25 protein-coding genes, 2 tRNA genes and 1 pseudogene are annotated in these 23315 nt (G+C 62.0%); 13 read left to right on the top strand and 15 right to left on the bottom strand.

The features are described from left to right. Positions 1-166 precede the first annotated feature (166 nt). Complete coding sequence (locus AC3WWH_RS33435; protein WP_063891524.1) at positions 167-427, bottom strand: DUF1127 domain-containing protein; 261 nt, start codon at positions 425-427, stop codon at positions 167-169. Between the two features lie 700 nt (positions 428-1127). On the opposite strand from AC3WWH_RS33435, the gene AC3WWH_RS33430 reads away from it, so the two are divergent. Continuing rightward, complete coding sequence (locus AC3WWH_RS33430) at positions 1128-1559, top strand: GFA family protein (protein WP_057254431.1); 432 nt, start codon at positions 1128-1130, stop codon at positions 1557-1559. 37 nt (positions 1560-1596) lie between these two features. Here AC3WWH_RS33430 and AC3WWH_RS33425 read toward each other — a convergent pair whose 3' ends face one another. Together AC3WWH_RS33425 and AC3WWH_RS33420 are read right to left on the bottom strand one after the other, a co-directional pair. After that, positions 1597-1749 carry a hypothetical protein gene (locus AC3WWH_RS33425; protein WP_156414716.1) on the bottom strand — a complete coding sequence of 51 codons (153 nt, stop codon included), beginning with the start codon at positions 1747-1749 and terminating at the stop codon, positions 1597-1599. 143 nt (positions 1750-1892) lie between these two features. Then, positions 1893-1968 (bottom strand) — tRNA-Lys (locus AC3WWH_RS33420). A gap of 366 nt (positions 1969-2334) precedes the next feature. Between AC3WWH_RS33420 and AC3WWH_RS33415 the strand changes: the two genes are divergently transcribed. Further along, positions 2335-2410 (top strand) — tRNA-Lys (locus AC3WWH_RS33415). 55 nt (positions 2411-2465) lie between these two features. Here AC3WWH_RS33415 and AC3WWH_RS33410 read toward each other — a convergent pair. Together AC3WWH_RS33410 and AC3WWH_RS33405 are read right to left on the bottom strand one after the other, a co-directional pair. Further along, the gene (locus AC3WWH_RS33410) at positions 2466-3383 is read right to left on the bottom strand and encodes a PhzF family phenazine biosynthesis protein (protein ID WP_058323869.1); all 918 of its coding nucleotides are present in this window, start codon (positions 3381-3383) and stop codon (positions 2466-2468) included. A 290-nt stretch (positions 3384-3673) separates the two neighbouring features. Next, entirely contained in the window at positions 3674-4603 is a 930-nt protein-coding gene (locus tag AC3WWH_RS33405) for an MBL fold metallo-hydrolase (RefSeq protein WP_058323868.1), read from the bottom strand. A 353-nt stretch (positions 4604-4956) separates the two neighbouring features. Between AC3WWH_RS33405 and AC3WWH_RS33400 the strand changes: the two genes are divergently transcribed. Beyond that, complete coding sequence (locus AC3WWH_RS33400) at positions 4957-6216, top strand: calcium-binding protein (protein WP_058323867.1); 1260 nt, start codon at positions 4957-4959, stop codon at positions 6214-6216. Between the two features lie 226 nt (positions 6217-6442). On the opposite strand, the gene AC3WWH_RS33395 is transcribed toward AC3WWH_RS33400, so the two are convergent. Together AC3WWH_RS33395 and AC3WWH_RS33390 are read right to left on the bottom strand one after the other, a co-directional pair. Next, the gene (locus AC3WWH_RS33395) at positions 6443-7168 is read right to left on the bottom strand and encodes an NUDIX hydrolase (protein ID WP_058323866.1); all 726 of its coding nucleotides are present in this window, start codon (positions 7166-7168) and stop codon (positions 6443-6445) included. A gap of 2 nt (positions 7169-7170) precedes the next feature. After that, entirely contained in the window at positions 7171-8277 is a 1107-nt protein-coding gene (locus AC3WWH_RS33390) for an endonuclease/exonuclease/phosphatase family protein (protein WP_058323865.1), read from the bottom strand. Positions 8278-8609: 332 nt separating this feature from the next. On the opposite strand from AC3WWH_RS33390, the gene AC3WWH_RS33385 reads away from it, so the two are divergent. Together AC3WWH_RS33385 and AC3WWH_RS33380 are read left to right on the top strand one after the other, a co-directional pair. After that, the gene (locus tag AC3WWH_RS33385; protein ID WP_058323864.1) at positions 8610-10061 is read left to right on the top strand and encodes a CYTH and CHAD domain-containing protein; all 1452 of its coding nucleotides are present in this window, start codon (positions 8610-8612) and stop codon (positions 10059-10061) included. A 158-nt stretch (positions 10062-10219) separates the two neighbouring features. Further along, positions 10220-10432, top strand: coding sequence for a hypothetical protein (locus tag AC3WWH_RS33380; RefSeq protein ID WP_058323863.1), 213 nt, complete (start codon positions 10220-10222; stop codon positions 10430-10432). Positions 10433-10592: 160 nt separating this feature from the next. Here AC3WWH_RS33380 and dapA read toward each other — a convergent pair whose 3' ends face one another. Then, positions 10593-11498, bottom strand: a complete 906-nt coding sequence (gene dapA / locus AC3WWH_RS33375; protein ID WP_058323862.1) for a 4-hydroxy-tetrahydrodipicolinate synthase — start codon at positions 11496-11498, stop codon at positions 10593-10595. A gap of 426 nt (positions 11499-11924) precedes the next feature. Continuing rightward, positions 11925-12320: an Ohr family peroxiredoxin gene (locus AC3WWH_RS33370; RefSeq protein ID WP_057253948.1), complete on the bottom strand. Its 396-nt coding sequence runs from the start codon at positions 12318-12320 to the stop codon at positions 11925-11927. 154 nt (positions 12321-12474) lie between these two features. Here AC3WWH_RS33370 and AC3WWH_RS33365 point away from each other — a divergent pair, with 154 nt between their 5' ends. Next, positions 12475-12960, top strand: coding sequence for a MarR family winged helix-turn-helix transcriptional regulator (locus AC3WWH_RS33365; protein WP_058323861.1), 486 nt, complete (start codon positions 12475-12477; stop codon positions 12958-12960). 326 nt (positions 12961-13286) lie between these two features. Here the strand turns inward: AC3WWH_RS33365 and AC3WWH_RS33360 are convergent, their stop codons facing one another. From AC3WWH_RS33360 to AC3WWH_RS33345, 4 genes and pseudogenes are all read right to left on the bottom strand, one after another. Further along, the gene (locus AC3WWH_RS33360; RefSeq protein WP_057253945.1) at positions 13287-14312 is read right to left on the bottom strand and encodes a DUF3095 family protein; all 1026 of its coding nucleotides are present in this window, start codon (positions 14310-14312) and stop codon (positions 13287-13289) included. A gap of 267 nt (positions 14313-14579) precedes the next feature. Next, positions 14580-15062 (bottom strand): transcription elongation factor GreA, encoded by a 483-nt coding sequence (gene greA, locus AC3WWH_RS33355; protein ID WP_058323860.1) that lies wholly within the window; start codon positions 15060-15062, stop codon positions 14580-14582. A 124-nt stretch (positions 15063-15186) separates the two neighbouring features. After that, positions 15187-15330, bottom strand: a pseudogene (locus AC3WWH_RS33350) (DUF7674 family protein); the annotation flags it as partial. 36 nt (positions 15331-15366) lie between these two features. After that, entirely contained in the window at positions 15367-16746 is a 1380-nt protein-coding gene (locus AC3WWH_RS33345) for a phenylacetate--CoA ligase family protein (protein WP_113398958.1), read from the bottom strand. Between the two features lie 387 nt (positions 16747-17133). On the opposite strand from AC3WWH_RS33345, the gene AC3WWH_RS33340 reads away from it, so the two are divergent. From AC3WWH_RS33340 to AC3WWH_RS33330, 3 genes are all read left to right on the top strand, one after another. Continuing rightward, positions 17134-17787, top strand: a complete 654-nt coding sequence (locus AC3WWH_RS33340; protein WP_058323859.1) for a glutathione S-transferase family protein — start codon at positions 17134-17136, stop codon at positions 17785-17787. A 99-nt stretch (positions 17788-17886) separates the two neighbouring features. Next, positions 17887-18420, top strand: a complete 534-nt coding sequence (locus AC3WWH_RS33335) for a putative immunity protein (RefSeq protein ID WP_058323858.1) — start codon at positions 17887-17889, stop codon at positions 18418-18420. A gap of 161 nt (positions 18421-18581) precedes the next feature. After that, positions 18582-18914: a hypothetical protein gene (locus tag AC3WWH_RS33330; RefSeq protein WP_058323857.1), complete on the top strand. Its 333-nt coding sequence runs from the start codon at positions 18582-18584 to the stop codon at positions 18912-18914. Between the two features lie 102 nt (positions 18915-19016). Here AC3WWH_RS33330 and gcvA read toward each other — a convergent pair whose 3' ends face one another. Continuing rightward, positions 19017-19925 carry a transcriptional regulator GcvA gene (gene gcvA / locus AC3WWH_RS33325; protein ID WP_058323856.1) on the bottom strand — a complete coding sequence of 303 codons (909 nt, stop codon included), beginning with the start codon at positions 19923-19925 and terminating at the stop codon, positions 19017-19019. Between the two features lie 125 nt (positions 19926-20050). Between gcvA and AC3WWH_RS33320 the strand changes: the two genes are divergently transcribed. Further along, positions 20051-20755, top strand: coding sequence for an SDR family oxidoreductase (locus AC3WWH_RS33320; protein ID WP_058323855.1), 705 nt, complete (start codon positions 20051-20053; stop codon positions 20753-20755). Between the two features lie 75 nt (positions 20756-20830). Here AC3WWH_RS33320 and AC3WWH_RS33315 read toward each other — a convergent pair whose 3' ends face one another. Then, positions 20831-21604 carry a hypothetical protein gene (locus AC3WWH_RS33315; RefSeq protein WP_058323854.1) on the bottom strand — a complete coding sequence of 258 codons (774 nt, stop codon included), beginning with the start codon at positions 21602-21604 and terminating at the stop codon, positions 20831-20833. 379 nt (positions 21605-21983) lie between these two features. Between AC3WWH_RS33315 and AC3WWH_RS33310 the strand changes: the two genes are divergently transcribed. From AC3WWH_RS33310 to AC3WWH_RS33300, 3 genes are all read left to right on the top strand, one after another. After that, entirely contained in the window at positions 21984-22331 is a 348-nt protein-coding gene (locus tag AC3WWH_RS33310) for a DUF2750 domain-containing protein (RefSeq protein WP_082663492.1), read from the top strand. A gap of 133 nt (positions 22332-22464) precedes the next feature. Continuing rightward, positions 22465-22608 carry a hypothetical protein gene (locus AC3WWH_RS33305; protein WP_192494766.1) on the top strand — a complete coding sequence of 48 codons (144 nt, stop codon included), beginning with the start codon at positions 22465-22467 and terminating at the stop codon, positions 22606-22608. A gap of 317 nt (positions 22609-22925) precedes the next feature. Beyond that, positions 22926-23291, top strand: coding sequence for a hypothetical protein (locus AC3WWH_RS33300; RefSeq protein ID WP_492377588.1), 366 nt, complete (start codon positions 22926-22928; stop codon positions 23289-23291). Positions 23292-23315: the final 24 nt, after the last annotated feature.

The following is a 23315-nucleotide window of genomic DNA, read 5'->3' as shown; positions in this document are numbered from 1 at the left end:
TCAAGACCAAATCCAGCCGATGATGTGTCAGCTATCTCCCCGAACACCTGTCAGGTATCTCCCCGGACTGAACAACAAGGGCGAGGATGACGGAGAATGGGACGCCCTTCGCGGCAGGAAGCCATCTTAGGGTTTGCCAGCAGCCTGAGGCCCGCTGACGCGGGCCTCAGTTGTGTCTCACAACCGGATAGCCGACCGGCATTTGCCAGAGGGATATGTCGGCCATCTCGGGCTTCTTCACGCCTTCCTCCGCGCCGATATCGCGGAGCAAGTGATCCGAGAGATGGCTGAGCTGGTTGAGCGTCCGGCGACGCCTCCAGGCAGCAACAAGGAAGGCACCGACGGTTCGCCGGAAGCCGAACGTTCGAAACAGATCGTCCATGATCGCCGGCAGGGTGCCGGCGGAGGTAAGTTGCAATTCGCGCATGATTATTCCCGCCGCCGCGAGCGGCCGGTCCTCTAGATTATGGATGCGCGCGGACACGGAAACGCGTTCCGGGAACCGGTCACATCAAGTCAAAATGGAAAATACGAAAAGGCGGAACTCGGGTCGCGTTTATGCGCCGAAGTAATTCACAGAATTGTGGCACACTCGTCGTGACGAGCAAGCCATTCCACCAGAGGCGAGCATCTGAACAAAATTATGAATCATCGTATGCCTCCTCTAGTTTGAGCTCCGATTTGGTGAAAATTACACGAGTTTACTTCTGCGGCAAGAGCACAATCGCAAACTGCCGGAATGACGAAGCGCCTGTTGCACGGGAGCAACAGGTGACGGGTGCGAGCGTGCCGCAGGGGTCGATCCGGCCTTTATCGCCAACAGACGCGGCTTTTCCACCGCGGCGAAGAGTTCAAAACGGAGCGATTGATTGTCTTTGTCTCGTTCTTCGTCTTCTTCGCACTGATCTGCATCGGCAGCATCGTTGACATCGCGACCACAGAGCCACGCCCCTCACGCCACGACGTCGAGGCGCTGCCGCGATGAGGCGGAGAGGCCTCCAAGGGTCGTCACGGCTGTCCTCACCTTCCGCCCGGCATGCCATTCGCTTTGCCCGCACTTGAGCATCCGCAATCCAGCCCCTAAGAAAAGGACGTCAATTGCGCTTCAAAATCAGATGGATGCTTCCATGAATCTCGACGTTCAGGACCTCAACGGCGCCTGTCACTGCAAAACAGTTCGTTTCAATGTTCGATTGAAGAACGGTCTTCATACGGCCCGCCGCTGCACCTGCTCTTACTGCCAGTTGAAGGGCGCGGTTGCCGTCTCCGCCGCAAAGGACGGCGTCACTGTGCTTTCAGGCGGTGAGGCGCTGACCAGGTATCAGTTCAACACAAAGGCGGCCGAGCATTTCTTTTGCTCAAAATGCGGCATCTACACCTTCCACAGGCCGCGCGCGAACCCCGATTTCTACGGCGTCAATGCAGCGTGTCTCGAAGGCGTGAGCCCCTTTGATTTTGAAGAATTGCCCGTGAACGACGGCATCAATCACCCGATGGACACCCAGGGATCGACCGGCCCGCGGCTCGCCGGAACGCTCCGATACTTTCCCGCCAAATGAACGGCAGCAGCGTCTGACGACGATATTGGTCACGCCGTTATGAATGTTCGGCGCACCGTTTGATGAGGGCGTGGTCGGTGCCGTTGGCGTCGCCCGCGACCGGCTCGACCAGGCGACCAATCGCGCTGGTCGAGCGCTGCACATATCGCCGGTCGGGATTATGGCGCCGCTGATGCGCCTCGTAGGCCATCGCAACAAGTGTCGGCGGACAGGACGGCACGCGGTCACGCCGGATGCTTAGGAACGGGCCGTGGATACCTCCCAGAACCTGGAAAGCGCACCAATATGCCTGCCGGAAAAATTGGAATTTAATCAGCGTCTTAGGAGAAGTTTTGGTGGGTGATCACGGGCTCGAACCGTGGACCCGCTGATTAAGAGTCAGCTGCTCTACCAACTGAGCTAATCACCCATCCGTGGCGTCGCTTTAGCGCACGGGCCGATGACACTCAAGAGGGTATTTGCGTCACGCGACGATAAACCCACAGCGTTTCCATCCGGCTCCGAGTTGATTGCGTTTGCTCTCGCCTGGCCGCGCCATCAGCGCACGCCGATGAAGCGGCCGCCCAGGTCAAAGCGGCAGTTGTCAAACGCGTCTTTCGTCGTGACTCCCGTGTTCCCTACAACCACGGCGGTGTGCGGGGCGTTCTCCACAGGGCGCGCCTTGGCCCCATGAAGTTTTTCAAAAGATTTTCACAAAGGCGCTGGACAAGCCAATCGAACGCCTTTATACGCCCCCTCACGACAGCGACGGGACTGGACCGACGCGGTCGCGGATGGGTGATTAGCTCAGTTGGTAGAGCAGCTGACTCTTAATCAGCGGGTCCACGGTTCGAGCCCGTGATCACCCACCAAATTCTCCTAAAACGCTGATTGAATTTCTCTTTTCCAAAACGCTTAGCTCCCGCTTCAGACGAAAAGTTCGCCTGCGCCGATCTTCACTGCGTGGCCGCCGATGCGGGCATTGCTGATCTCGCCGCCGGCGATATCCAGATGCAGGTGGATGAAGGACGGCCGTCCCATTTCCACCCCCTGCTCGACCAGCACCGGGTGATGACCGTCGACGAACTGGTCGAAAAAATGGATGGCACCGGAGAGAGCGGCCACGGCCGAGCCGGTCGCCGGGTCCTCGAGGTTGCCGGCACCGGGGCCGAACTTGCGCGCGTGGAAGCGCGCCGTGTGGTTCACGCCGCCGCGACAATAGACATAGGCCGGGGCCAGCCGCCCCTCGGCCATCGGCGTCAGTTGCTCCCAGCGTTGCGAATCGAACTCGATCGAAGAAACCGCCGCAACATCGTGCACCGGCACCATGACGAAGGGCGCGCCGGCACTCCAGAACGAAGGCACGTGGTTCTCGAAGCCGATCTGTGATTGTTTCAGGCTCAACGCATCGGCAATCGCCTGCCGGTCGAAGCGGGCATCGAGCCGTACCGATTTGCGCGGCAGGTCGAACTCGGCAAAGCTCGCAGCCCTCGACTTGAGGCGGACGGCGCAGCGCACCGGACCCACCTTCTCCTCCAGCACCTGCACAAGGTCGATCCCCTCCTCGATCGCGCCATGCTGCGCCTCGGCGATAGCGATCGCCGCGCCAACGGTCGGATGTCCGGCAAAGGGCAGTTCCTGGCTGGGGGTGAAGATCCGGAGCTTCGCCGTATGCGCAGCACCCCCGGGCCTGCGGATGAACACCGTCTCCGACAGGTTGAATTCCTGCGCGATCGCCTGCATCGCCTCGTCGTCCAGCCGATCGGCGCCGAAGACCACAGCCAGTGGATTGCCTTCGAGTTGCCTGTCGGTAAAGACGTCGTAGATCGCGTAACTCAGCGCCATTCATGTCCCCTTGCGAAGATGCCCCGAACTTTGCAGCGTCGGGGCGCGGGCGGCAAGTGTTAAAAAGCACCCGTGCACAACTCGGAGCAGGTGTCATGGGTTCGTAGCGCTACGCACCTCTATTAAAGGCTCACGAGAGCCGTCCAAACTTCCGGGATTATGTCGCAATACCTGCAGACATTGACCGAGCTTATTTGCTGTCTTCCGCGTAAGCCCTCGTCGGACTTCCTCGGGAAAATCCAATACCAATCGTTCGCCGGTTGCGAGCCACCGACGGCTGAACTTGGCTCTCAATGGCGCGGTGCAACAGCCTCCGGATGAAAGTGATACGTGCCGTCGCCCAATGGCACGACGTCCCCAATTCCCGGGAAAGGGAAATGGTAGCCATGATAGCGAATACCCTCGGTCACGACCTTGGCGAAAATCGCGGTCTTCGCATCCGCGGCCTGCTGCGGGTTGGTATCGTAGTCCATATGGAAATACCATTCCGGATGAGCCGGGTCGTATACCTGATGGTGGCAGACGTCACCGGTGAAGACAATTTTTTGCCCTTCGCTCTCGAAGATGTAGGCGCACATCCCGGCGGTATGACCCGCGACGGAAAACGTGGACACTCCCGGGAACAGGGTCTCGCCGACTGATAAAAGGCTCAGCCTGTCGCGATAAGGAGCCACTGCTTCAAGTGCTCCTCCCGTCCACTCCGATCGGAAGTCATTCCGATTCAAGTTTTCCGGATCGGTCCATTCAGCCCATTCCCGATCGGTGCAGAAAAGCTTCGCGTTGGGGAAGGTCGCGCTACCGTCGGGATGGATGAGGCCAAAGGCGTGATCCGGATGCAGGTGGGTCATCAGGACCGCGTCGATGTCTTTCGGATCAATACCGGCCGCGCCGAGATTGTCTATCAGACGACCCATGTCGCCACGCCATGTAAGTGTCCGCCCCGCGCCCGCATCGATGAGAAACAATCTGTCGCCCGTGTTCATCACGACTGGGTTGATATCCATTGGAATGTGGTCGATGGGCAACCGATGGACGGATTTCAGGCGGGCGATTTCGGCCGGATCAGCATCTGGGTAGAAGCCCTCGTAGCTGTGATGGATATAACCATCCCAGACAACCGTCCCCTCGAATACCCCCAGTCGGAAACGGTACCAACCGACGTTTTGGACGCAGTGTACCTGCCCCCATTCCCCGGGCGTGAAACCTGTCCCCGTTGCCATGAGCGCTCTCCCATCTTGCTCAACAGCCTGCGGCACACAGTTACCGCGCTACCTTCCATCATCTCGAGATCAGTAGCAAAAGCTGAAGGAAACATCAGCAACTACTAACAATCGTAGATCCGAGTCTTGCCAGCCGTCCCGCGCCTGGCTCGGGCGCTTCGGGCTAGCGTCATCGATCTCAACGCCAGTTGTTCCAGGATCGCGCCGGTTTTCAGTTATTTGAATGTCAGTAATGGACATTAATTTAAGTTTTGAATTATAATTGAAGTACAATAAATGACTGCACTTAATAAATATAATACTTGTTTGCAATTGTTGTTTGCTTATAGATTGCTTTCAGGAGGATGAAAACAATGGCAAAGATAGTCGGCACTGATGCGAACGACACCCTGTTCGGGACAGACGAAAACGACAATATCTGGGGTCTCGGCGCCAATGACACGCTGGACGGCGGGCTTGGGAACGATTTTCTCTATGGCGGGGCCGGTAACGACGGCCTGATGAGTTTCAGCGGCTATGACGAGCTCGATGGCGGCGATGGCGATGACCGGCTGGAACTCAACGGAACGGGCGGCGTGGCGCGGGGAGGTGCCGGCATCGATACGCTGGTCATCAATCTTTCAGGGACGGGCAACCGAGTCACGTTTAACGGCATGAACCGCCACGTAACCTTCGGTGACCCGGCTGAGACCGACAATCACATCTTCTACCGCGGCATTGAGCGGCTGGAGCTGACGACCGGTAGCGGCAAGGACATTGTTGAGGGTGGCACGGGTGACGACGTGATCTCGACCGGAGACGGCGCGGACATCATCGGCGGCCAGTCATTGCCGAACACCCATAATCAAATGAGTTCCCTGGGTGCTGATGTTATCGACGCCGGTGCGGGCAACGACACGATAATCGATCGGTTCGGGGCCAATCATCTTTCTGGCGGCAGTGGCGACGACAGCATCACAACGACACTTTCATCTGCCGAACTCGACGGCGGCGACGGTGACGACACGTTACGGTTCGAGGATGCGGATCGGACCGATGATGTCACGGTCGATGTGGTCAATGGCGTTACATCGACCGGTACGGCCTTTCACAATTTTGAGCGGGTTTACGCACATACCGGCAGCGGCAATGATACTTTGCTCGGTGGCCTCAGTCGCGACAACCTCTTCGGCGGCAATGGGGCCGACCGCCTGTTTGGCGGCGAAAATAATGACTATCTCTATGGCGAAGGCGATGATGACCGCCTTGAAGGCGGCGCCGGAGTCGACTCACTTAGTGGGGGTGAAGGCGATGACCACCTCTCTGGAGGCGACGGTGCGGATCGTCTGATCGGCGGTGAGGGCGCTGACACATTCCACTGGAGTGGATTTGAGGTTCGCCATAGCAGCATCGACCATATCGTCGATTTTGACACCCAAAGTGGCGACGTGATCGAGTTGGGGGGCTTCTATCCTGGCGACACCAACATCTATAATTTTGATTCCTTTGTGGCTGCCTCGCATGACACAGAGGAGGGTCTCTATGTAGCCTTTCATGGTGAAACCGAAGGTATCCTCATCGAAGGCGTTTCGCTTGCGGACTTATCTGCCGACGATATTGCTTTCACGTTGTGAGACTGCAGTGTCGGTGGCCGGTCCGGCGGAAGTCCGCTTTCCACCCTGCGCGGTCCTTCCTGATTATTGGGATGTGAGGACCGAGGGGCGCGGGCATGTGTGAAGGCGTGGCAGTTCTTCCTGCGCATCAACAGGGCCTAAGGCGCAAGCAGACGCGCGCGGCATAAGCACTACAAATACAAAAAGATAGCGCGATTTATTGATTCATGGTCGTGGCGAGCGGATGTTACCGAAACAGCCACTCCAGAATGGGCGGAATGAACGGCGGATAGTTGTGCGCCCCAGGGTCCGGCCCGAAAATGGCGATCGCCTCGTCGATCTCCGGCTCGGGATCACCAGCGATGTGCGCCGCGACGCGGGCAACCAGCGCCGCCGCCGTTTCCGGATAGCGGTAGACGCGAAGCACGGTCACGGCGCGGTCCATATGCAGGAGGTGATAGCCGGGCTCGGCCGTCGCAAGCGCGAGGTCGATGCCGGTTTCCTCCAGCGCCTCGCGGCGAATGTTGCCGGCGATGTCGCAGCGGCCGTCGACGATATCCTCGGGCTCCAGCGAGCCCGAAGGGCTGTAGACGCGGGCCGGATTGGCGGTGTGCGACCCCATGCGCACCAGGATCAACGCGCCGTCGGAGGACAGGATCGCCGGCATGGCGAAGAGATGGAAGGCGCCTTCGGCCCGCGTCTTCCGCCACCAGAGAAAGGTCGAATAGGGCACAACATGCCCCTCGCCCCGGATCCGCCCATCCTCGATGCGAAGCGCCCGCTGCAGCACCATGCGGCCATCGAAAAGATGCGGGTTGGCCGCGATTTCGCGTTGCCAGTTCTCCTGCGCCCGCTCGACCTCGTCGAGGTGAAACGGATGCGCCGCGCCGTTGACGCGGATATCGACGTCGTCGATCGGGATGATGACGCCCTCGGCCGGCCACAGCGCCGTATTGCTTTCAAGAGCGCCCATGATCACACGTCCAGCTCGATCGCCACGGGGCAATGGTCCGACGCCTTCGGCCGGTCCCAGCCGGTGCGCGGGTAGCGCTCCACTTCGAGCCCCGGCGGAAAGATCGTGCGGAACGGCTGGCCGCCGCGGATGACCTCGGGCACCTGGGATTGGTTGCGCTTGGCAAGCGCCGGCGACAGCCAGATATAGTCGAGCTGGCAGAGGTGCCGCTCCTGCGGTCCGCGGCTATGAAACAGCGTCCAACGGTCCATCACCGGCCGGCGCAGCATCGGGTTTTCCACGAAGCCGTCATGGCTGAACACGTCGAGCGAGCTCGTTTCCTCCTCGTGCGGCACGAACTGGTAGCCGTTGCGCCGGTCGCCGAGGATGTTCACCTTCTCCTGGTAGTCGTTCATGTCGCCGCAGATCGCAAACATCTTGTCGGCGGTCTTCCCGCGGCCGAAGCGGCTCTCGATGATATGGCGCACGGCGCTCGCCTCCGCCACGCGCAGCGGCATCGTCGCCTGCCGGCCGTCGAGCCCTTCGCGCGCCGGCCCCATGGACTTGAAGTGCACGACATAAAGCGTCAGCGGCCGCCCGCCGATGCGCAGGTCGAGCTCCAGGCAATCGCGCTTGAAGATCCGGTCGGCCGGCCGGTTGGTGAGCGCTATTCTGTCGTTGAAGAGGTCGAGATCTTCATAGGTCAGCCCCGCATGGCTCTTCACATCCAGGCACTCGATCGGCTGGCCGTCGCGTGTCTCCTCGCGCATCAGCACGGCCACGTCGATGCCGCGCGAATCGTTGCCTTCGATCAGATATTTCTGCCGGTAGCCGTTACCCACCATGCGGAAGAGATAGTTGTATTCGAAGGCCTGCAGCGAGGCCATGTTGTCGGCCTCCTGCAGGCAAAGGATATCCGCATCGCAATCGGCGATCGCGAGCGCAGACATCTGCCGCGTATCATCGGTGTGCGCGATGGTGCGCGCCTCCTCCAGCCGCTGGTATTCGGCTTCCGTCTTCACGTCGAAGAGCCTGAGGACCCGGTCCTGCTTGAGTTGGTTGCGAAAGCCGGAAAAATCGAAGCGGCTCAAAAGGTTCTCGATATTGAAGGTGGCAAGGCGAAGCGACATTTATCAATTCCGTGGCATGAAATGCCGGGAGCTTAAAGCAATTCCAGGAAAAGTGTGAAGCGGTTTTCCGCCTGGAATTGCGTCCAATACAAAGAGCAATTCCAGGAAAAGTGCGAAGCGGTTTTCCGTCCGGAATTGCGCAGATGATCCAGGCATCGAGCGGCAAATGTCGAGCCTGATTTCCTCGTCGGCCAGTCACGTCTCGGCGAGCGCGACTTCCCGGCCGATCGGCTTTCCGTCTCTGCGCCCGCAATATGATCCATGTCATTCAAACCATGAACCAATGTGCTCAAATGGCGTTAGTGTATGACCTTGCGCTCGTGGAGGATGGTTTGAACACCGAAATCGAACTCAAGCTCGAGCTCTCTCAAGAAGATCTTGACCGCTTTGCCGCATCCGGCCTCCTTGGTGAGCCGGCGCGCACGGAGCAGCAACGGTCCGTCTATTTCGATACGCGCGGCCGTGATCTCTATCAGTCAGGCTTCACGCTGCGCATCCGCACGGTCGGCGCGGCACGCACCCAGACGATCAAGGCGACCGGCCCCGGCGCATCGGTCTTTGCCCGTCCGGAATGGGAGCAGCCGCTTTCCGCCGATGAGCCGGTCGTCGATCACACCACCCCGCTTGCCGCCGCGTTTGACCTTGAGCCCGACGATCTGGAGCCGCACTTTACCGTCGAGGTCGAGCGCAGGACCTGGGAGGTTGACCAGGACGGCACGCAGATCGAAGTGGCCCTCGACCGTGGAATGATCGCCTCAGGCAATCGCCAGACCGCCGTCGGCGAAATCGAACTCGAGCTCAAGGATGGCGACCCGAAGGCGCTTTTCACCCTCGCCCGCCGCATCGAGGCGATCGTTCCCTTCCGCTTGGGCGTTCTTTCCAAGGCCGAGCGCGGCTTCCGTCTGATCGACGCCAGGCCGATCGTCTTCAAGGCGGAGCCGGTCGTGCTCGACCGCGAGATGCGGGTGACGAAGAGTTTCCGCACCATCGCGCTTGCCTGTCTCAGGCACTACCGCCTGAACGAGGACGTGCTGCGTGAACGAAAGAACCCGGAGGCGCTCCACCAGGTCCGCGTCGCCCTTCGCCGACTGCGCTCGGCCATCTCGCTCTACAAGGATGTGCTTGGCGATGAGGAGAGCGCGCGCATCAACGGCGAGCTGAAATGGCTGGCCGGTGTTTTCGGCAAGGCCCGCGATGTTGACGTTCTCCTGACGCGTGATCCGGAGCCGGAGTTGCGCGACCGCCTGAAGACGGCGCGCGCCGCCCGCTACGTCGAAGTCTTCGAGGCCCTCGACGGCGCACGCGGCCGCGCCCTTCTTCTCGATATCCAGCAATGGCTGCACTGCGGCGACTATCTGTCGACGCCGCCCGCCGAGCTTCGCGACCGGCCGGTGGCCGATTTCGCCGAAGCCGTTCTCGACCGCGCGCGCCGCAAGCTCAAGAAACATGGCCGCGCACTCGCCAAGGTCAGCGACGAGGAGCGGCACGAGGCCCGCAAGGATGCCAAGAAGCTGCGTTATGCCGCCGAGTTCTTTGCCGCGCTGTTTGACGACAAGCGGGGCACGCGGCGCCATAAGCGGTTCATCGATGCGATGGCCGGACTGCAAGACAGGCTCGGCACGCTGAACGATCTCGTGTCCGGTCCCCTCGTGCTCAGCGAGATCGGCCTTGAGGATCATCCGGACGCCGAAACGCTCGTTGTGCACGCCGACAAGGACAAGCTGATCGACCACGCGCAGAGCGCACTTGACGACGTGATCGACGCCAAGCGCTTCTGGCGCTGAGCCACGGTCACTCCGACCCGGCCATCGCACACAACCGCAAGGCTTCATTGTATTCGCCACGGAACGGCGCATACTCACGCCCATCGTTGGACTGTTTATACGGGCTCCAACGGCTGAAAGTTCATTCGCGCTTTCGCCCCAGTTCTGGAGGTCGCGCGATGCATTCCACGACCCGCCAACAGGCGATACACCCCCATGACATGCAGGAGATCGAGCGCATCTTCGACGACATCCTGCGTGATCGCGGGCTGACGCGACGCTGCGAAGCCGCAGAGCGGATCGCAAAGCGGCTTGTTGCGATCTACCAAAGCGGCGTCCGTGACTGCAGCGCGCTGAAGGCCCTGGCTAGAACATCCCGCTTTCAAGCGTGATCGCTTGAAGCGGAAAGATGCACTACAGCGCCGCGCGCCTTATCAGGCGCGCAAAGGTCGCTGTAGCACTTTGATTCTAGAGCATCTTTCCGCCTCCAGTGATTCCACTTGAGAGCGGATGCTCTAGCCGAGCGACAATGGCCGGGCTCCAGCAAGCCCGTCAGCCTTCGCGGTCCTGGCTGGCGATCGCCCGGTCGATCCGTGCTGCCAGCTCGTGGCTGACCGGCACCATCGGCAGGCGCATTTCCGGGCTGTCGATGAGCCCTGAGCGCCAGAGCCAGTGCTTGATCGGAGCCGGGCTCGGCTCGGCAAACAGCAGCCTCGGCAGATCGGCAAGACGCTGCCAGTCGGCCAAAGCCCCCGGTTGATCGCCGGATATCAGCCTGTTGCCAATGGCGGCGAAGGCTGCCGTTTGAACATGCGCCGAAGCCGTGATCCCGCCTTCCGCCCCTTGAGTCAGCGCCGTGTAGAACAGCGGGTCTTCGCCGGTCAGCACCGAAAAACCTTGGGGCTTGTGGCGCAGCAGATCGAAGGATTGCGTCGCATCCGCCGAACAATCCTTGACGCCGACGATGTTTTCCCGCTCCGCCAGCTGCAGCATCGTCTCGTTGCCGAGGTTCACCCCGGTTCTGTAGGGAATGTTGTAGATCAGGATCGGCCGTCCGGTGGCATCGGCAAGGGCCGAGAAATGGGCAAAGAGCCCGCGTTGCGACGGCCTTGTGTAATAGGGGCAGGCGATCAGATAGCCGGTGATATCCCAAGGCGCCGTCCGCTCCAGCGCCTTTACCGTCTTCAGCGTGTCGCTGCCCGAAAGGCCGAAATAGACAGGTATGCACTTGCCCGCCGCAGCCAGGGTCTCGTTGGTGATCGCAACCAGCCGCTCGCATTCCGCCTCGCTGAGCGCCATGCCCTCCCCGGTGGTAGCACCCAGGATGAAGCCGTCGATCGGTTCTGCGGCAAAGTGCGCCACCAGCCGGCGCAGCGAGCGCTCATCGAGTTCGCCATCGCGAAACGGCGTGATCAGCGGCAGCCAGAGGCCGCTCGGCGTTGAATATGTGGCTTCCATGAATTTCCATCTCCTTCAAGAAACCGGAGACGGAGCGCAAGCGAAAACCCCGTCCGAACCGGCGGGGTCGATCTGATCCTTGTGCTTGCTATGCTCTGCGCGCAACGACCGACAGCCCCGGGTACGGGGCTTTTTTCGAGGTCGTCAGTTTGGCGAGACGGCAGATCATGAGGCGAAACTCGAACAGTCCTCCATCTTTGTCAAGCGGCGACGGAGGGCATCGGCCCGGGAGGCGACACGTTCCATACAACGGGAGTTCTGCCGATCAGCCCAATTACATTCCCCTGAGGTCGGACCGGAAGACCGCCTCCGCCCGCGATCGGCGCGCAAGGACGAAGCCCCTGAAACGGTATCGGGATGCGCCGCGGCTGGAGATCCAGGTCCGGCACATCCCGATGATATCAATAGGATTTTCGGAGGGCGAGATCAGACGAGATTGGTCTCGACTTCGATGTTGCCACGGGTCGCCTTGGAGTACGGGCAGATCTCGTGGGCGGCGTGAATAATTTCATGGGCGAGGTCGCGATCGAGGCCCGGCAGGCTGACATTCAGCCGAGCGCTGAGGAAGTATGAACCGTCGTCGACGTTGAGATTGATGTCGGTCTCGACCTCGGGGCCGGCCGGCAGCTTCACCTTGCGCTGTTGCGCAGCAAGCTCGATCGCGCCGATGTAACAGGCCGACCAGGCGGCACCGAACAGGTTTTCCGCGGCCGGATGCGGCTGCGACAGCTTCAGTTCCAGCATGCCGTCTTGGCTGCGGGTGCCGCCGTTGCGGCCGCCGGTGTTGTGGGTCTTGCCAGTGAATACGAGCTTCGTGGTCATGTCATTTCCTCTCTGTTTGATTTATTAAGCGCATCCGCTTCAATCGGATGCGATGTATATAGATGAAGCTGAAGGCGACGTCAACACCATTGCGATTTAATCGGATACGATTTATATTAAGTGCAGATACGGAAAGAGAAAAAAGGACACCCCCATGCCCGCCTCCAAAACAGCGAGCCCTGAGACCACGCCTGCAAAGGGCGGCAAGAAGCTCTCCAACTTCCTTTGCTTTGCAATCTATTCCGCAAACCTCGCCTTTGGCCGCGCCTATAAACCCCTGCTCGACAAGCTGGGCCTGACCTACACCCAATACGTGACCCTGGTGGCGCTATCGGAGGAAGACGACCAGACCGTCAGCATGCTTGGCGAAAAGCTCTTCCTGGAATCGAACACGCTAACGCCGATCCTCAAGAAGCTCGAAGCAGACGGCTATCTGCAGCGCCGTCGCGACCCTTCGGACGAGCGGCAGGTGCGCCTCACCTTGACGCCGGCCGGTCGCGAACTGGTGGACGCGGAGCCGGGTTCGGCGCTCCTCGAAGCCACCGGCCTCGGCGACGACTTTCCGGTCGTGCAGCAATCGGTGGCAAGCCTGCGCGACAACCTGCTGCACTCGATACAACGCGGATCCCAGAAGGAATAGCCGTCGCTTCGATCCCTATGGCCGGCAACCAACGACGACGGGCGGCATGAGACCGCCCGTCCTCTCCACCCTCATCTCTGTGCTTGTCACAGAGATCCAGCAGCCGTGCGTCGGCACGGCAGGAGATGCAGAGCCGGAATGCCGACGCTCGACATCAGGATGATTTCCCGCGCCACCGACGCGGCGCCGCTGGCTGGCGACGGGCTTTTTCAGCATGCCTGGGATGATCAGAGATGTCCTTGTCAGCAGTCTGAGGGCGGCCGCTGGCCGCCCTTTGTCGTGTCGCCGGCTCGGGGCTGCTTTGAAGCGGCCCGTTTCGATCGCACTTACGCCTCGACGCGCCTGCGCGACTCCATCATTTCGGCCGCTCGCGCGTAGCCGCCATCCATGCCGTCGAGAAAATGCAGATGCGCATCCGGCCGGGCTGACGGTACCAGGCAGGTCATCAGCGCATGTGATTGCCGGTGCAGCCCGAATTTGACCTCACCCCTTGCCCTTGCCGCAAGGAGGATCGCTTCGACCCGATCGATCTGCCCGACTGCGGCGTCCACCGTCAGGCGAAGACCATCGTCGTATTTGCGAAAGTCCGAATTGGCGGCAACGCCCAGCCAGCGCTCTGGCGCGATATAGACCCGCTCATCCTTCGGCACGCCCATTTCCGCGGGCAACGGATGCGACTGCCGCGCCGCCTCGTCGAAGACGGCAATCACGTCTCTGGCGAGCGCCGCGAAACGCGCCGGCGCCACATCGTCCGTCGGCTCGACCAGCAGCGAAAGAATCTGCCCGCGCCGGCTCGGAAACGGTCGCCACTCGCAGGCAAGCCCCGTCAGATCAGGTTCGGTGCCATCCTTGTCCGGCTCAAGCTGGTAGCGCCCCCTCTTCAGCTGCTGCTCCGCCCATTTGAGCCCGCCGCCCGCAAACATTGCGTAAGTGGCGTCTTTCGAAGCGGCGTAGCGCGCGATCGTCACGTCCTGCCCGTTGGCGCGGATTTCCCTGACGCTCAGCAGGCCGACGCGCAGGTCGAGGCGAAATCGATCCTTCACGAAGGCCGCGATCTGCCTGAGCGCCGCGGTCGCCGTCATTTCCCCTTCCGGCGGAAGCGCAAAGGCGGCGCCATCGCCCCGAAAGACGAAGGGGAAATCGAAATTGCCCCAGGCATTGCCGATCGCGGCGATCGCCGAGGCGCCCGTGTAGTTGACGTCCTCGTAGCGCCCGGACCTGATCGCCCCGGTCGAATCGACGACATCGGTGATCCCCACCAGCCAGTCGTCGGGCAATGGCTCATAGGCATTTGGGTCCAGCACCAGCGAAAACTCGCTATAGGCCTGCACGCGTTGGGGCTCAAACTGCATCAGCTTCCTCCAGTCGACGGACTGATCGCTGTGGACGGGGATTTTCCAGGGAATGCCCGAGCGCTTTGAGGCGCACCGGCATCCATGGGCTTGCCGCCTCACATTAAATCGGATGCGATATAAATACTGAAGCGTGTCATAATGTCAATACAATGCGATTTAATCGCATACGATAATAATCACAGCGAAGATAGCTATACCAAAGCGTGGGTATCCTGAGGGATTGCCGCGGGGCTGAGGTTCCGCCCGATAGTTGCAAGAGCGCGCTCACGCGATCGCGGTGATTTCCAGCTCCTGGTCGCCGACGCTCATGACGTCGCCGACCGCCTTGCCCAGGAGCATCCGCGCCACCGGCGAGACATAGGAGATCGATCCTACCTTGGGATCGGCCTCGTCCTCGCCGACGATCCGGTAGGTCTGCACCCGCCCGTCGTCGCGGCTGAAAGTGACCGTGCTGCCGAAGGCGACGGTATCGTTGGACGCTGGCTCCGGCATCAGTTGCGCCGTGCGCAACCGCTCGGCGAGATAGCGCAGGTCGCGCAAGGGGCCGGCCTGCTGACGGCGCTTTTCGTTCACGTCGTCGACTGCGGCCGCCGCCTCATAGGCCACACGCGCCTCCTGAAGCTGCGCCTCCAGCGCCTTCAACCCGGCTTCCGTCACCAGGTTCGGATGCGGCGAAATCGGACGATCCGGCAACAGCGTCTCGGCGGCGGTTTCGGCACTTTCTTCCTTGGTGAAGGCAACGCTCAATCTTCAGAACTCCGTGTGGCAGTATGGCACGTAGCGTCCTTATCGGCCGGCTGCCTGCCAATCAACACTATACGCACTTGCGGTCGCTGGGTGGAAGAACAACGGCGCCGCCTCGCGAAGGATCTCAGACGATCGGCTTTCCACTCGCCCAGAATTCATCGACCTTGCCCCACCATCGAAGGGTCTCCGGCCGCAGCCATGGGCGAAACGCCTCAGGATGCGTCCCGCGGTGCAAATGTCCATTCTGCAAGTCTTCGAGAAAGCCGACCGTCGCCGCCTCTCACGCTCCCGTCACCGGTCCTGGCTACTCGATGGCTGGCGAGGCGACAACCAGTTTCTGCTTGGCGCCGGACCCCGAGCGCTCGATGGCATCCACCACCCTCACCCGCACGCCGCCCGCCTCGGCGCCCGCCGCATCGAGCGCCGCCTTGGCGGCCTCATCGACCTTAGCGCTGACGGCGGCAGCATCCACGCCTCCAAACACGGCGATGGTGATCTCCAGCCCATCGGGCAATTGCACGAACTGGAATTGTCGCACCCCGGCGGTGCCGGTCAGGGGCGAGCGCAGCCGGTGCGCGTGCACGCGCACGACGCCGCCGCCTCGCCCGGGCAGATGCAGTGTCTCTTCCCTGCGTCCGGCGATCGATCCGATCCGCCAGAACGGCAGGCCGCACGAACAGGGTTCCGTCGCCATCGCAACGATGTCGGAGATTTCGTAGCGCACCAGCGGCAGCACGCGATTGGTGAGCGTCGTCACCAGAAGCTTTGCGCCCTCGGTCCCATCCGGCACCGGGCGATCATTCTCGTCCACCACCTCGAAGACGAAGGAATCCTCGGCCAGATGCAGCCCATCGCCAAAGATGCACTCGTGGCCCATAGGCCCCGCCTCGGTGCACACATAGCTGTTGGCGATAGCCGCCTGCCACGTCTCGGCGGCGAGGTCGCGCACCTCCGGCGTCAGCGTTTCGGCGCTGGTGCGAAACAGCCGGGGCCTGATCCGCAGGCGACCGGCCTGCTGCTCCGTCGCCAGCACCCGCACGAAGGAAGGATAGGTCGAAATCACCTCCGGCTGGTGCAGGTTGAGGCCCTCGACGATCTCCTCGATCGGCATGAGCACGTTGAAGCGTGGCGCAGCCGGCCGGATCGCGCGAAGCTCCACGCCGATATGGTAGGAAATATGCACCGGCGACGAGGCAAAGATGGCAACGCTGCGCGTGGTATCGTCAATGCCGACGATCGCCTGGAAGCGCACCATGTTGGCGATTGCCGCAAGCCAGGCGGCGTCGTCGAAGGCTGCGATACCCCGCTCGCCCGTCGTGCCGCCGGTTGCCACCACACGGTATTGTCCGAGAAGAAGCGACCCGGGATCGTCTCCATCCAGGTGCTGCTCGATCAGGCCGCGACTCAGCCTCGGATCGGTGACGATCCGGTCGAAATTCTCCATCAGCGCCCGCTTCGTCAGCACCGGAAAGGCATGAAACGGCGCACCGCTAGCCACCAGCTCGCCAATGCTCTCGCGGTAATAGGTCGATGCCCCGACAGCGTGCCGCAAGGCGGACTGCAACTCGCTGCGCTGAAAGGCCAGTAATCGCTCCCTCGACCATTCCGCGCGCAAAAGACGCTCCTGCGATTGCCTGAGCAAAAGATCGGGATCGAGGGTGGCAGATGCGGTCACTGGTGGCATCGAATTGGTCCTCGTGTCTTGCTGCTGCGGCGCGGCCGCACGAACGCTAGCCTCGCCCGGCGCGGCCTCGACAGGCAACCAGGCTGGCAGCCCGTGGACAGGACCCGGCGCGCGCCCTTTCGCAACCGGGGTTTGCAAGCGATCATGCCTTTGCACCTCAAGGCCTTGATTGTATCGCGAAAGCCGGGATCTATGCGACAGCGATGCAATGGAGAGCTTCGCCCGCGCGACGTGTCAGCGGCGCGAATGCCACCGCATCGCTTTGGTATGACTGCATGTTTTTCCTTGAATCGCATAGCGTTTGAGGGAACGTGCAGGTGAGTCTCGAACGGACCTGGGCAGGCTTGAGCCCGAAGCCGTGCTGCGTCGTGCGAAGGAGAAAGATCGTTGGCCGAACCGTTTATCGTCTATGGCGCGTCAGCCTCGGGATCCGTTCCGATCGAGGCAACGCTGACCCTTCTCAACCTGCCCTATCGCGTCGAGGAACACGCGCCCTGGGAGAGCAAGCAGGAAGCAAACAGGCTCGCCCGCATCAATCCGCTACTCCAGGTGCCGGCGCTCGCGCTGCCGACGGGCGAATTGATGACCGAAAGCGCCGCGATCCTGATCTGGCTGGCCGATGCCCACCCCGACGGGCGGCTCGCACCGGCGCCGACAGACCCGGCACGACCGGCCTTCCTGCGATGGATGACCTTCGTATCGGCGGCCATCTACGCCCTCTACTGGATTGCCGACGACCCATCCCGCATCGTCGAACGGGAAGAGGACCACGCCGCCGTCAAGGCGCGCCTGTTCGAGCGCATCGCCCACTGCTGGGCGCGGATGGGTGCGGAGCTGCGCCCGGGCAGATACCTTCTCGGCGACGACGTGTCGGTGCTCGACCTCTATGTGGCAACGGCGTCGCGCTGGTCTCCCGGTCGGCGGCGCTTCTACGAGGTTGCACCGGGGCTCGCGGAAACCGTGCGCGGCGTCGACGCCGATCCCCGGCTGGCGACCCTGTGGGCCGAACGCTTCCCGTTCGCGGCCGGCTGGGAGCGCTAGTCCTCTCCGCTTCGGATCCCTGAAGCCCGTCAACAAAGCCGCCGGCTTTCCGCTGGATCTGCCGCCGCAGGCTCGCTCAAAACACCGATGTCGCCTCCAATGACCAACGACGCACTGCCACCGCTCCTCACCGAAGACGACCTACGCCACATTACCGGATGGGCGGTGCTCACAGCCGAGCGGGCGCTCCCGGTCTTCGAGGCGACCGTGCCGGGCGACAGCCGCCCGCGCGAGGCGATCGCGGCGGCCCGCGCCTTTGCTGAAGGCGGCCCGCGCACCGCGCATCTGCGCAAGGCCGCGTGGGGCGCTCAAGCAGCGGCGCGCGCGGTCGACGATCCCGCCGCCAAGGCTGCCGCCCGCGCCGCCATTGCCGCTGCCGGTGCGCCCTACACCCACCCGATCGAAACGCCGCATCAGATCAATCATATCCTCGGACCCGCCGCCTATGCCGTCCAGGCGCTGGCGCTCGGAGCGGACGACGAAGCCGGTACCAGCGAAACCGAACTGCGCTGGGCGATTACCGCCGCATCGGAAGAGATCCGGCGCATTGTCGCGAAGATGCCGGGGCGCAAGCCCAGCAAGGGCGCGTTTCACGCCCTGCTCTACCGGCTCGATACCGCCCTGCGTCGCTGATCGTCCCGTAATAAGGCCCGTAGCGTTGCCATAGCACCCTTACCCTCAAATAACCGTGGATTGAGCGGCCAAAAAAGCAACCCAGCATAGCACACCCTTCCCTCAGCCGTTCAGGAGTGCTTACGTTCGCATGGGGTATTTTAGTCAAAGCTGAGGGAAAAATGAAAATCCGTTATGCCGTGCTGGCCGCTGTGCTGGCTACTTCTTCGTGCGCCAAGCGCCCGGACGCGATTGTGCCTGTCGAGATTCCGATGGCCGCTTACTCAAATCAGAGCTGCCAGGGCCTCGCACAGGAACTCACAAAGGAGCAGAGCACACTGGCGAGTCTCTCCAAACAGCAGCACGACGCCGCGACAGGCGACGCCATGGGCGTCTTCCTTATTGGTGTGCCCATGTCGAGCACGTTTGGCGGCGACAAGGAAGGCCAAGTGGCAGTGTCAAAGGGCAAGGTCACGGCGATCGAATCTTCGCAGAAGGCGAAGGGGTGTAAGTAAAAAGACGCGAAACCAAGGCCCTTTCCAACGCTGGAAAGGGCCAGATTTATGTGTTGGTTGCGGACCGCTTCACGCTTCCTTGAGATGCTGCCCCCGAAGGGATCAACACGAGGAGCGCGCCCGCGCCTTGCCCGCTTCCTCGCTGATCCAGGCGATCACCGTCTGGAGCGCCGGCGATTTGCGATAGCGCGGCCAGACGAGATAGAAATCCGAGGGCCCGGACATCGACCCCTCGAAAATGCGGATCAGTCGTCCTTCGGTTATATCCTGCGCCACGAAATCGCCATTGGCGAGCACGATGCCCTGGCCGGCGATCGCCGCCTCGATCGCGTGCGAGGTCTGGTTGAAGCTGATGCCCTTGAACGAGGCCTGCCGGCTTCCGCCGAAATGGCGTTCGATGAACTCCGGCCAGAAATTATGGGCGTCGTGCAGCAGCGTATAGCCGGCAAGCTCGTCCGCAGTCTCAGGCACGCGTCGGCCGGCCATCAGCATCGGGCTGCAGACGGCGACGATCTCCTGCTCGAACAGCAGCTCGACAGCCAGCCCCGGCCCGAACGGCGGCCGCCCGTAGCGCACCGCCAGGTCCACGCCATCGGCCTGGAAATTCGACATGCGATCGGTCGCGAGAATATGCAGGTCGAGGTCCGGATGGCGCGCGGTGAAATCCGGCAGGCGCGGGATCAGCCATTTCGAGGCGAAGGATGGCGTGGTGCTGATCGTCAACCGCACCGGCTGCGGCTTCAGCTCATCCGTCGCCCGGGCGATGATGTCGAGCGCGCGCCTGACATCGGCGATATAGGCCCGCCCCTCGCCCGTGAGCGCCAACATGCGCGGCAGCCGCTCGAAAAGTTTCACCCCGAGCTCGGCTTCCAGCCCGCGGATCTGCTGGGCGACCGCCCCTTGCGTGACGCCAAGCTCCTCGGCCGCCAGCCGAAAGTTCAGATGGCGCGCCGCCACCTCGAACACTTTCAGCCCATTCAGCGAAGGGAGCCGTCCCGGTGCGTCACTCATCGAATAGTTTTTCTACTGCCATTTGAAAGCGAAACTTTCTCGTCGTCGCATGAAGGAGATGGTACTTCAATCGCGAGAGCCGCAAAATCCGGCTTCATCCTGAATGCGACGAGGAGAATGGACACATGGCAGTAGAAAAAGTAGCCGTTATCACCGCCGGCGGCAGCGGCATGGGCGCCGAGAGCGCGAAGCGTCTTGCCGCCGATGGCTTCAAGGTCGCGATCCTCTCCTCCTCCGGCAAGGGCGAGGCCTTGGCCGCTGAACTCGGCGGCATCGGCGTTACCGGCTCAAACCAGTCGAATGACGACCTCAAGCGCCTGGTCGACCTGACCATGGAAAAGTGGGGCCGGATCGACGTGCTGGTCAACAGCGCCGGCCACGGCCCGCGCGCCCAAATCCTCGAGATCACGGACGAACAGTGGCACACCGGCCTCGACGTCTACCTGATGAACGTCATCCGCCCGGTCCGCCTCGTCGCACCCATCATGCAGAAGCAGAAGTCCGGCGCGATCGTCAACATCTCCACCGCCTGGGCCTTCGAGCCCTCGCCGATGTTCCCGACCTCGGCCGTCTTCCGCGCCGGCCTTGCCTCCTACACCAAGATTTTCGCCGACACCTATGCGGGCGACAATGTGCGCATGAACAACGTTCTGCCCGGCTGGATCGACAGCCTGCCGGCGACCGAAGAGCGCCGCGACGCCGTGCCGATGAAGCGCTACGGCACCAGCGCCGAAGTTGCCGCAACCGTCGCCTTCCTCGCCTCTGAAGGTGCGGGCTACATTACCGGCCAGAACCTGAAAGTGGACGGCGGCCTGACGCGCTCGGTGTGAGGGCGGAAGACGCCGGAGAGCGGCGCGGCGGCAAAAGCCGCGGCGCCGCTGAAACATAGCGTCGGCGCGAACGACTTACTTCGGAAACAGGAAGGTCAGCGTCGCGCGCACGCCCCAGCTCGGTGCGCCCTGCGGCGCCTCGGCATAATATTTCCCGCCGATCTGGGCCTGAAGCATCTGGTCGCCCACCTTGAAGACCTGCGAAACGCTGAGGTTGATCGGCACGGTCCATTGATCGGCCTCCCAGTCGTAGGTCGACTCCGTGTTGAGTGTCAGGGTCGCACCATGGCCGAAGCCGTAGGACAGAAAGGGTTGCAGGAAGGTCTGGCTCACATCCGCCCGGTCACCCTCGCCGGCAACGCTCCAGATGTGGTTTCCTAGCGCGCCGACGGTCCACGGTCCCTCCTGCTTCAGCACGACCGCCGTCGGGCCGATGCCGAACTTGCCGGTGCCGAGGAAATCTTCGGTGGCGGTCGGGATCAAAAAGGCCGGACCGACACCCCAGACGATGCCCGAAGGGCCGGGATTGGCCGGCGACAGGAAGAGGCTCTGGGTGATGTCGCCGAGCCCGAACGTATTGCCGTCGGGCGGCGGCAGGTAGTCGCGATAGGCGATCGGCAGGATCGTGCGCGAGATCAGGTTCCAGTCCGCGTTCAGCGTGATGGGAATGACCGGCTGGACGTTGAGCGTATAGGAGAAGCCATCCTCCTCGGCGCCGGCGCGAAATTCGAAATTGCTCTGGAACGGCACGCTGACCAGGTCGGCGACCGGGTTCGAGAGCTTCTTTGCGAGATCGTCCGCATCCTGGGCCAGCGCCTGCTGCCCCTGCATGGCGGCGGCGACAAGCATCGCCGCCCAAAGCCTGGCTCCTATCTGCCCCACGCGCAATTCCCCCTTGCAGCGTCCGCGGCGGCGTCGCCAGTCTCAGTTGCACCGGACCACGCCTCGACCGAATGGCCGCAGGTTACGTCACCCTTGCCGATTCGGGAACTTGCATTTTCTCTAAAGCAACCCGGCGCCCGGCCGCTGGACGGGCGCTCGCCATCCCGGACGCTGAGACGACCGGACGCCATCGGACGGCCTTGCCGCAGCGTCACATGACGTTGCGGCAACGCGTCGGAGCGGGATGCGGAAAGACATCCCGCTCCGATCCGTGACGCTCATAGGGTTGCAAACACCTGAGATCACTGCTTACGTGGCGCGATGAGCGTCGCGCCCCTCCACACACATGCTTTCTTCGAAGAGGTTCTGGAGTCCGGCTTCGTCTGGACGATTCGTGACGAAACAGGTTTTTCCGACCTCGACGAACCAGTCGAATGAAACCGCGATGCCGTTCTGGTCGTCGCTCTCCAGAGCCCGGCTGATAATCGACCGGATACCCACCTATCGCAGCTTCACGCCTCATCAACTGTCACTGGACGTCTTTGTCGATCGCTGGCTACCGGGCCTTGAGAAGGACAATTTGGTGATCGGCACAAATTGGAGCAGCGCCACGGCAACCGGTTTCGATTTCGCGCCTGCCGATGTCCGCCGGCGGTTGCAAAGCTTGAGGCCAATAGTTCGTCAACACCAGTGACGTGCCACGCCATGCACTTCGACGCAGCCGCAAAGATCGGCACTGGCGTCCCTGCGTGAGTTCCGCCGCTATCCTGTTGTCTTTCTTGCAGAAGCTCCTATTTCCCTGTCGAAACCGCATAAAGGAGCTCGGCATGAACCGAAACGGCCTCTATCTCGTCATCGCCTTGCTCGCCGTCGCCGTCGTCGGCCTTGGCCTCTACGTCTATCAGGAAGAGACGAAGCCGGGCGTCGAGATCAAGATCGGCCGGGACGGCGTTTCGGTTCAGGAAAACTAGGGCTCAGGCAAAGAGCCTGGACGATGAGCATGAACTCAGCGCAAAGCCGAACCCCGCCAATTGCCGCGAGCGCGCATCGCTAGGAACTCTTCAACGTGAACCTCTGCCTCTTTGGCGCTTGCGTGCTCGCCCGTTAACCCGTCCGCCGAGAAGGCCACCCGGTCGGCAACGGTGAGGAGCGTGCCGGCAACGGGCGTTAGAGCATCTTGATTTTGCGTCCCGAATGATCGCCCATGGCAGCAGCCGTCACGACTCGTTCGCGCCACGATCGCGGCGCGAGGTAACGGCAACATGCCCGACACGCCAAAGGTGCCGCGTTGATAGCAAGCATTTCATGGACGGCTGCAAGCCTGCTCGCGGCCTCGGTCGCATTTGCCGCGATGGCCGGCGAGAGAGCCCCCTCGGGAGCCTATTGCGGCCAGCTCTCGTCCGCCGGCGTCCTGTCGGACGCGCAAACGCACTTCGAGACCGATGCGAGCGGCACGATCATTGGGAAATATATGTTCTCCGATCAGGGCCAGCCCGTTCACGGCGAGCTTGCCGAGACCGGTGACGACGGCGACGGCAGCGATCTCACGCGAAGCTTCATGTGGCGCGACAAATACGGCTACGGCCAGTTGCTCGTCACCTTGACCTGCCACGGAACTTTCACCCAGCAGCGACTAGAGCCCCGGCGGTTCTGAATACGCCAAGTGGCGCGGTGTGAG

This window comes from Ensifer sp. EB106-03-01-XG145 (genome assembly GCF_058792075.1).
This window is presented reverse-complemented; position numbering and strand designations above follow the sequence as displayed.

Bases quoted from the DNA above. Each gene is read 5' to 3' on its own strand.
- AC3WWH_RS33395 (WP_058323866.1), bottom strand. From the start codon at position 7,168: ATGGGCGCTCTTGAAAGCAATACGGCGCTGTGGCCGGCCGAGGGCGTC.
- AC3WWH_RS33430 (WP_057254431.1), top strand. From the start codon at position 1,128: ATGAATCTCGACGTTCAGGACCTCAACGGCGCCTGTCACTGCAAAACA.
- AC3WWH_RS33315 (WP_058323854.1), bottom strand. From the start codon at position 21,604: ATGCTTGTCGCCGCCGCCATGCAGGGGCAGCAGGCGCTGGCCCAGGAT.
- AC3WWH_RS33410 (WP_058323869.1), bottom strand. From the start codon at position 3,383: ATGGCGCTGAGTTACGCGATCTACGACGTCTTTACCGACAGGCAACTC.
- AC3WWH_RS33305 (WP_192494766.1), top strand. From the start codon at position 22,465: ATGAACCGAAACGGCCTCTATCTCGTCATCGCCTTGCTCGCCGTCGCC.
- AC3WWH_RS33310 (WP_082663492.1), top strand. From the start codon at position 21,984: ATGCTTTCTTCGAAGAGGTTCTGGAGTCCGGCTTCGTCTGGACGATTC.
- AC3WWH_RS33435 (WP_063891524.1), bottom strand. From the start codon at position 427: ATGCGCGAATTGCAACTTACCTCCGCCGGCACCCTGCCGGCGATCATG.
- AC3WWH_RS33400 (WP_058323867.1), top strand. From the start codon at position 4,957: ATGGCAAAGATAGTCGGCACTGATGCGAACGACACCCTGTTCGGGACA.
- AC3WWH_RS33365 (WP_058323861.1), top strand. From the start codon at position 12,475: ATGCCCGCCTCCAAAACAGCGAGCCCTGAGACCACGCCTGCAAAGGGC.
- AC3WWH_RS33320 (WP_058323855.1), top strand. From the start codon at position 20,051: ATGGCAGTAGAAAAAGTAGCCGTTATCACCGCCGGCGGCAGCGGCATG.
- AC3WWH_RS33380 (WP_058323863.1), top strand. From the start codon at position 10,220: ATGCATTCCACGACCCGCCAACAGGCGATACACCCCCATGACATGCAG.
- gcvA (WP_058323856.1), bottom strand. From the start codon at position 19,925: ATGAGTGACGCACCGGGACGGCTCCCTTCGCTGAATGGGCTGAAAGTG.
- dapA (WP_058323862.1), bottom strand. From the start codon at position 11,498: ATGGAAGCCACATATTCAACGCCGAGCGGCCTCTGGCTGCCGCTGATC.
- AC3WWH_RS33345 (WP_113398958.1), bottom strand. From the start codon at position 16,746: ATGCCACCAGTGACCGCATCTGCCACCCTCGATCCCGATCTTTTGCTC.
- AC3WWH_RS33370 (WP_057253948.1), bottom strand. From the start codon at position 12,320: ATGACCACGAAGCTCGTATTCACTGGCAAGACCCACAACACCGGCGGC.
- AC3WWH_RS33360 (WP_057253945.1), bottom strand. From the start codon at position 14,312: ATGCAGTTTGAGCCCCAACGCGTGCAGGCCTATAGCGAGTTTTCGCTG.
- AC3WWH_RS33405 (WP_058323868.1), bottom strand. From the start codon at position 4,603: ATGGCAACGGGGACAGGTTTCACGCCCGGGGAATGGGGGCAGGTACAC.
- AC3WWH_RS33335 (WP_058323858.1), top strand. From the start codon at position 17,887: ATGACCAACGACGCACTGCCACCGCTCCTCACCGAAGACGACCTACGC.
- AC3WWH_RS33330 (WP_058323857.1), top strand. From the start codon at position 18,582: ATGAAAATCCGTTATGCCGTGCTGGCCGCTGTGCTGGCTACTTCTTCG.
- AC3WWH_RS33390 (WP_058323865.1), bottom strand. From the start codon at position 8,277: ATGTCGCTTCGCCTTGCCACCTTCAATATCGAGAACCTTTTGAGCCGC.
- AC3WWH_RS33425 (WP_156414716.1), bottom strand. From the start codon at position 1,749: ATGGCCTACGAGGCGCATCAGCGGCGCCATAATCCCGACCGGCGATAT.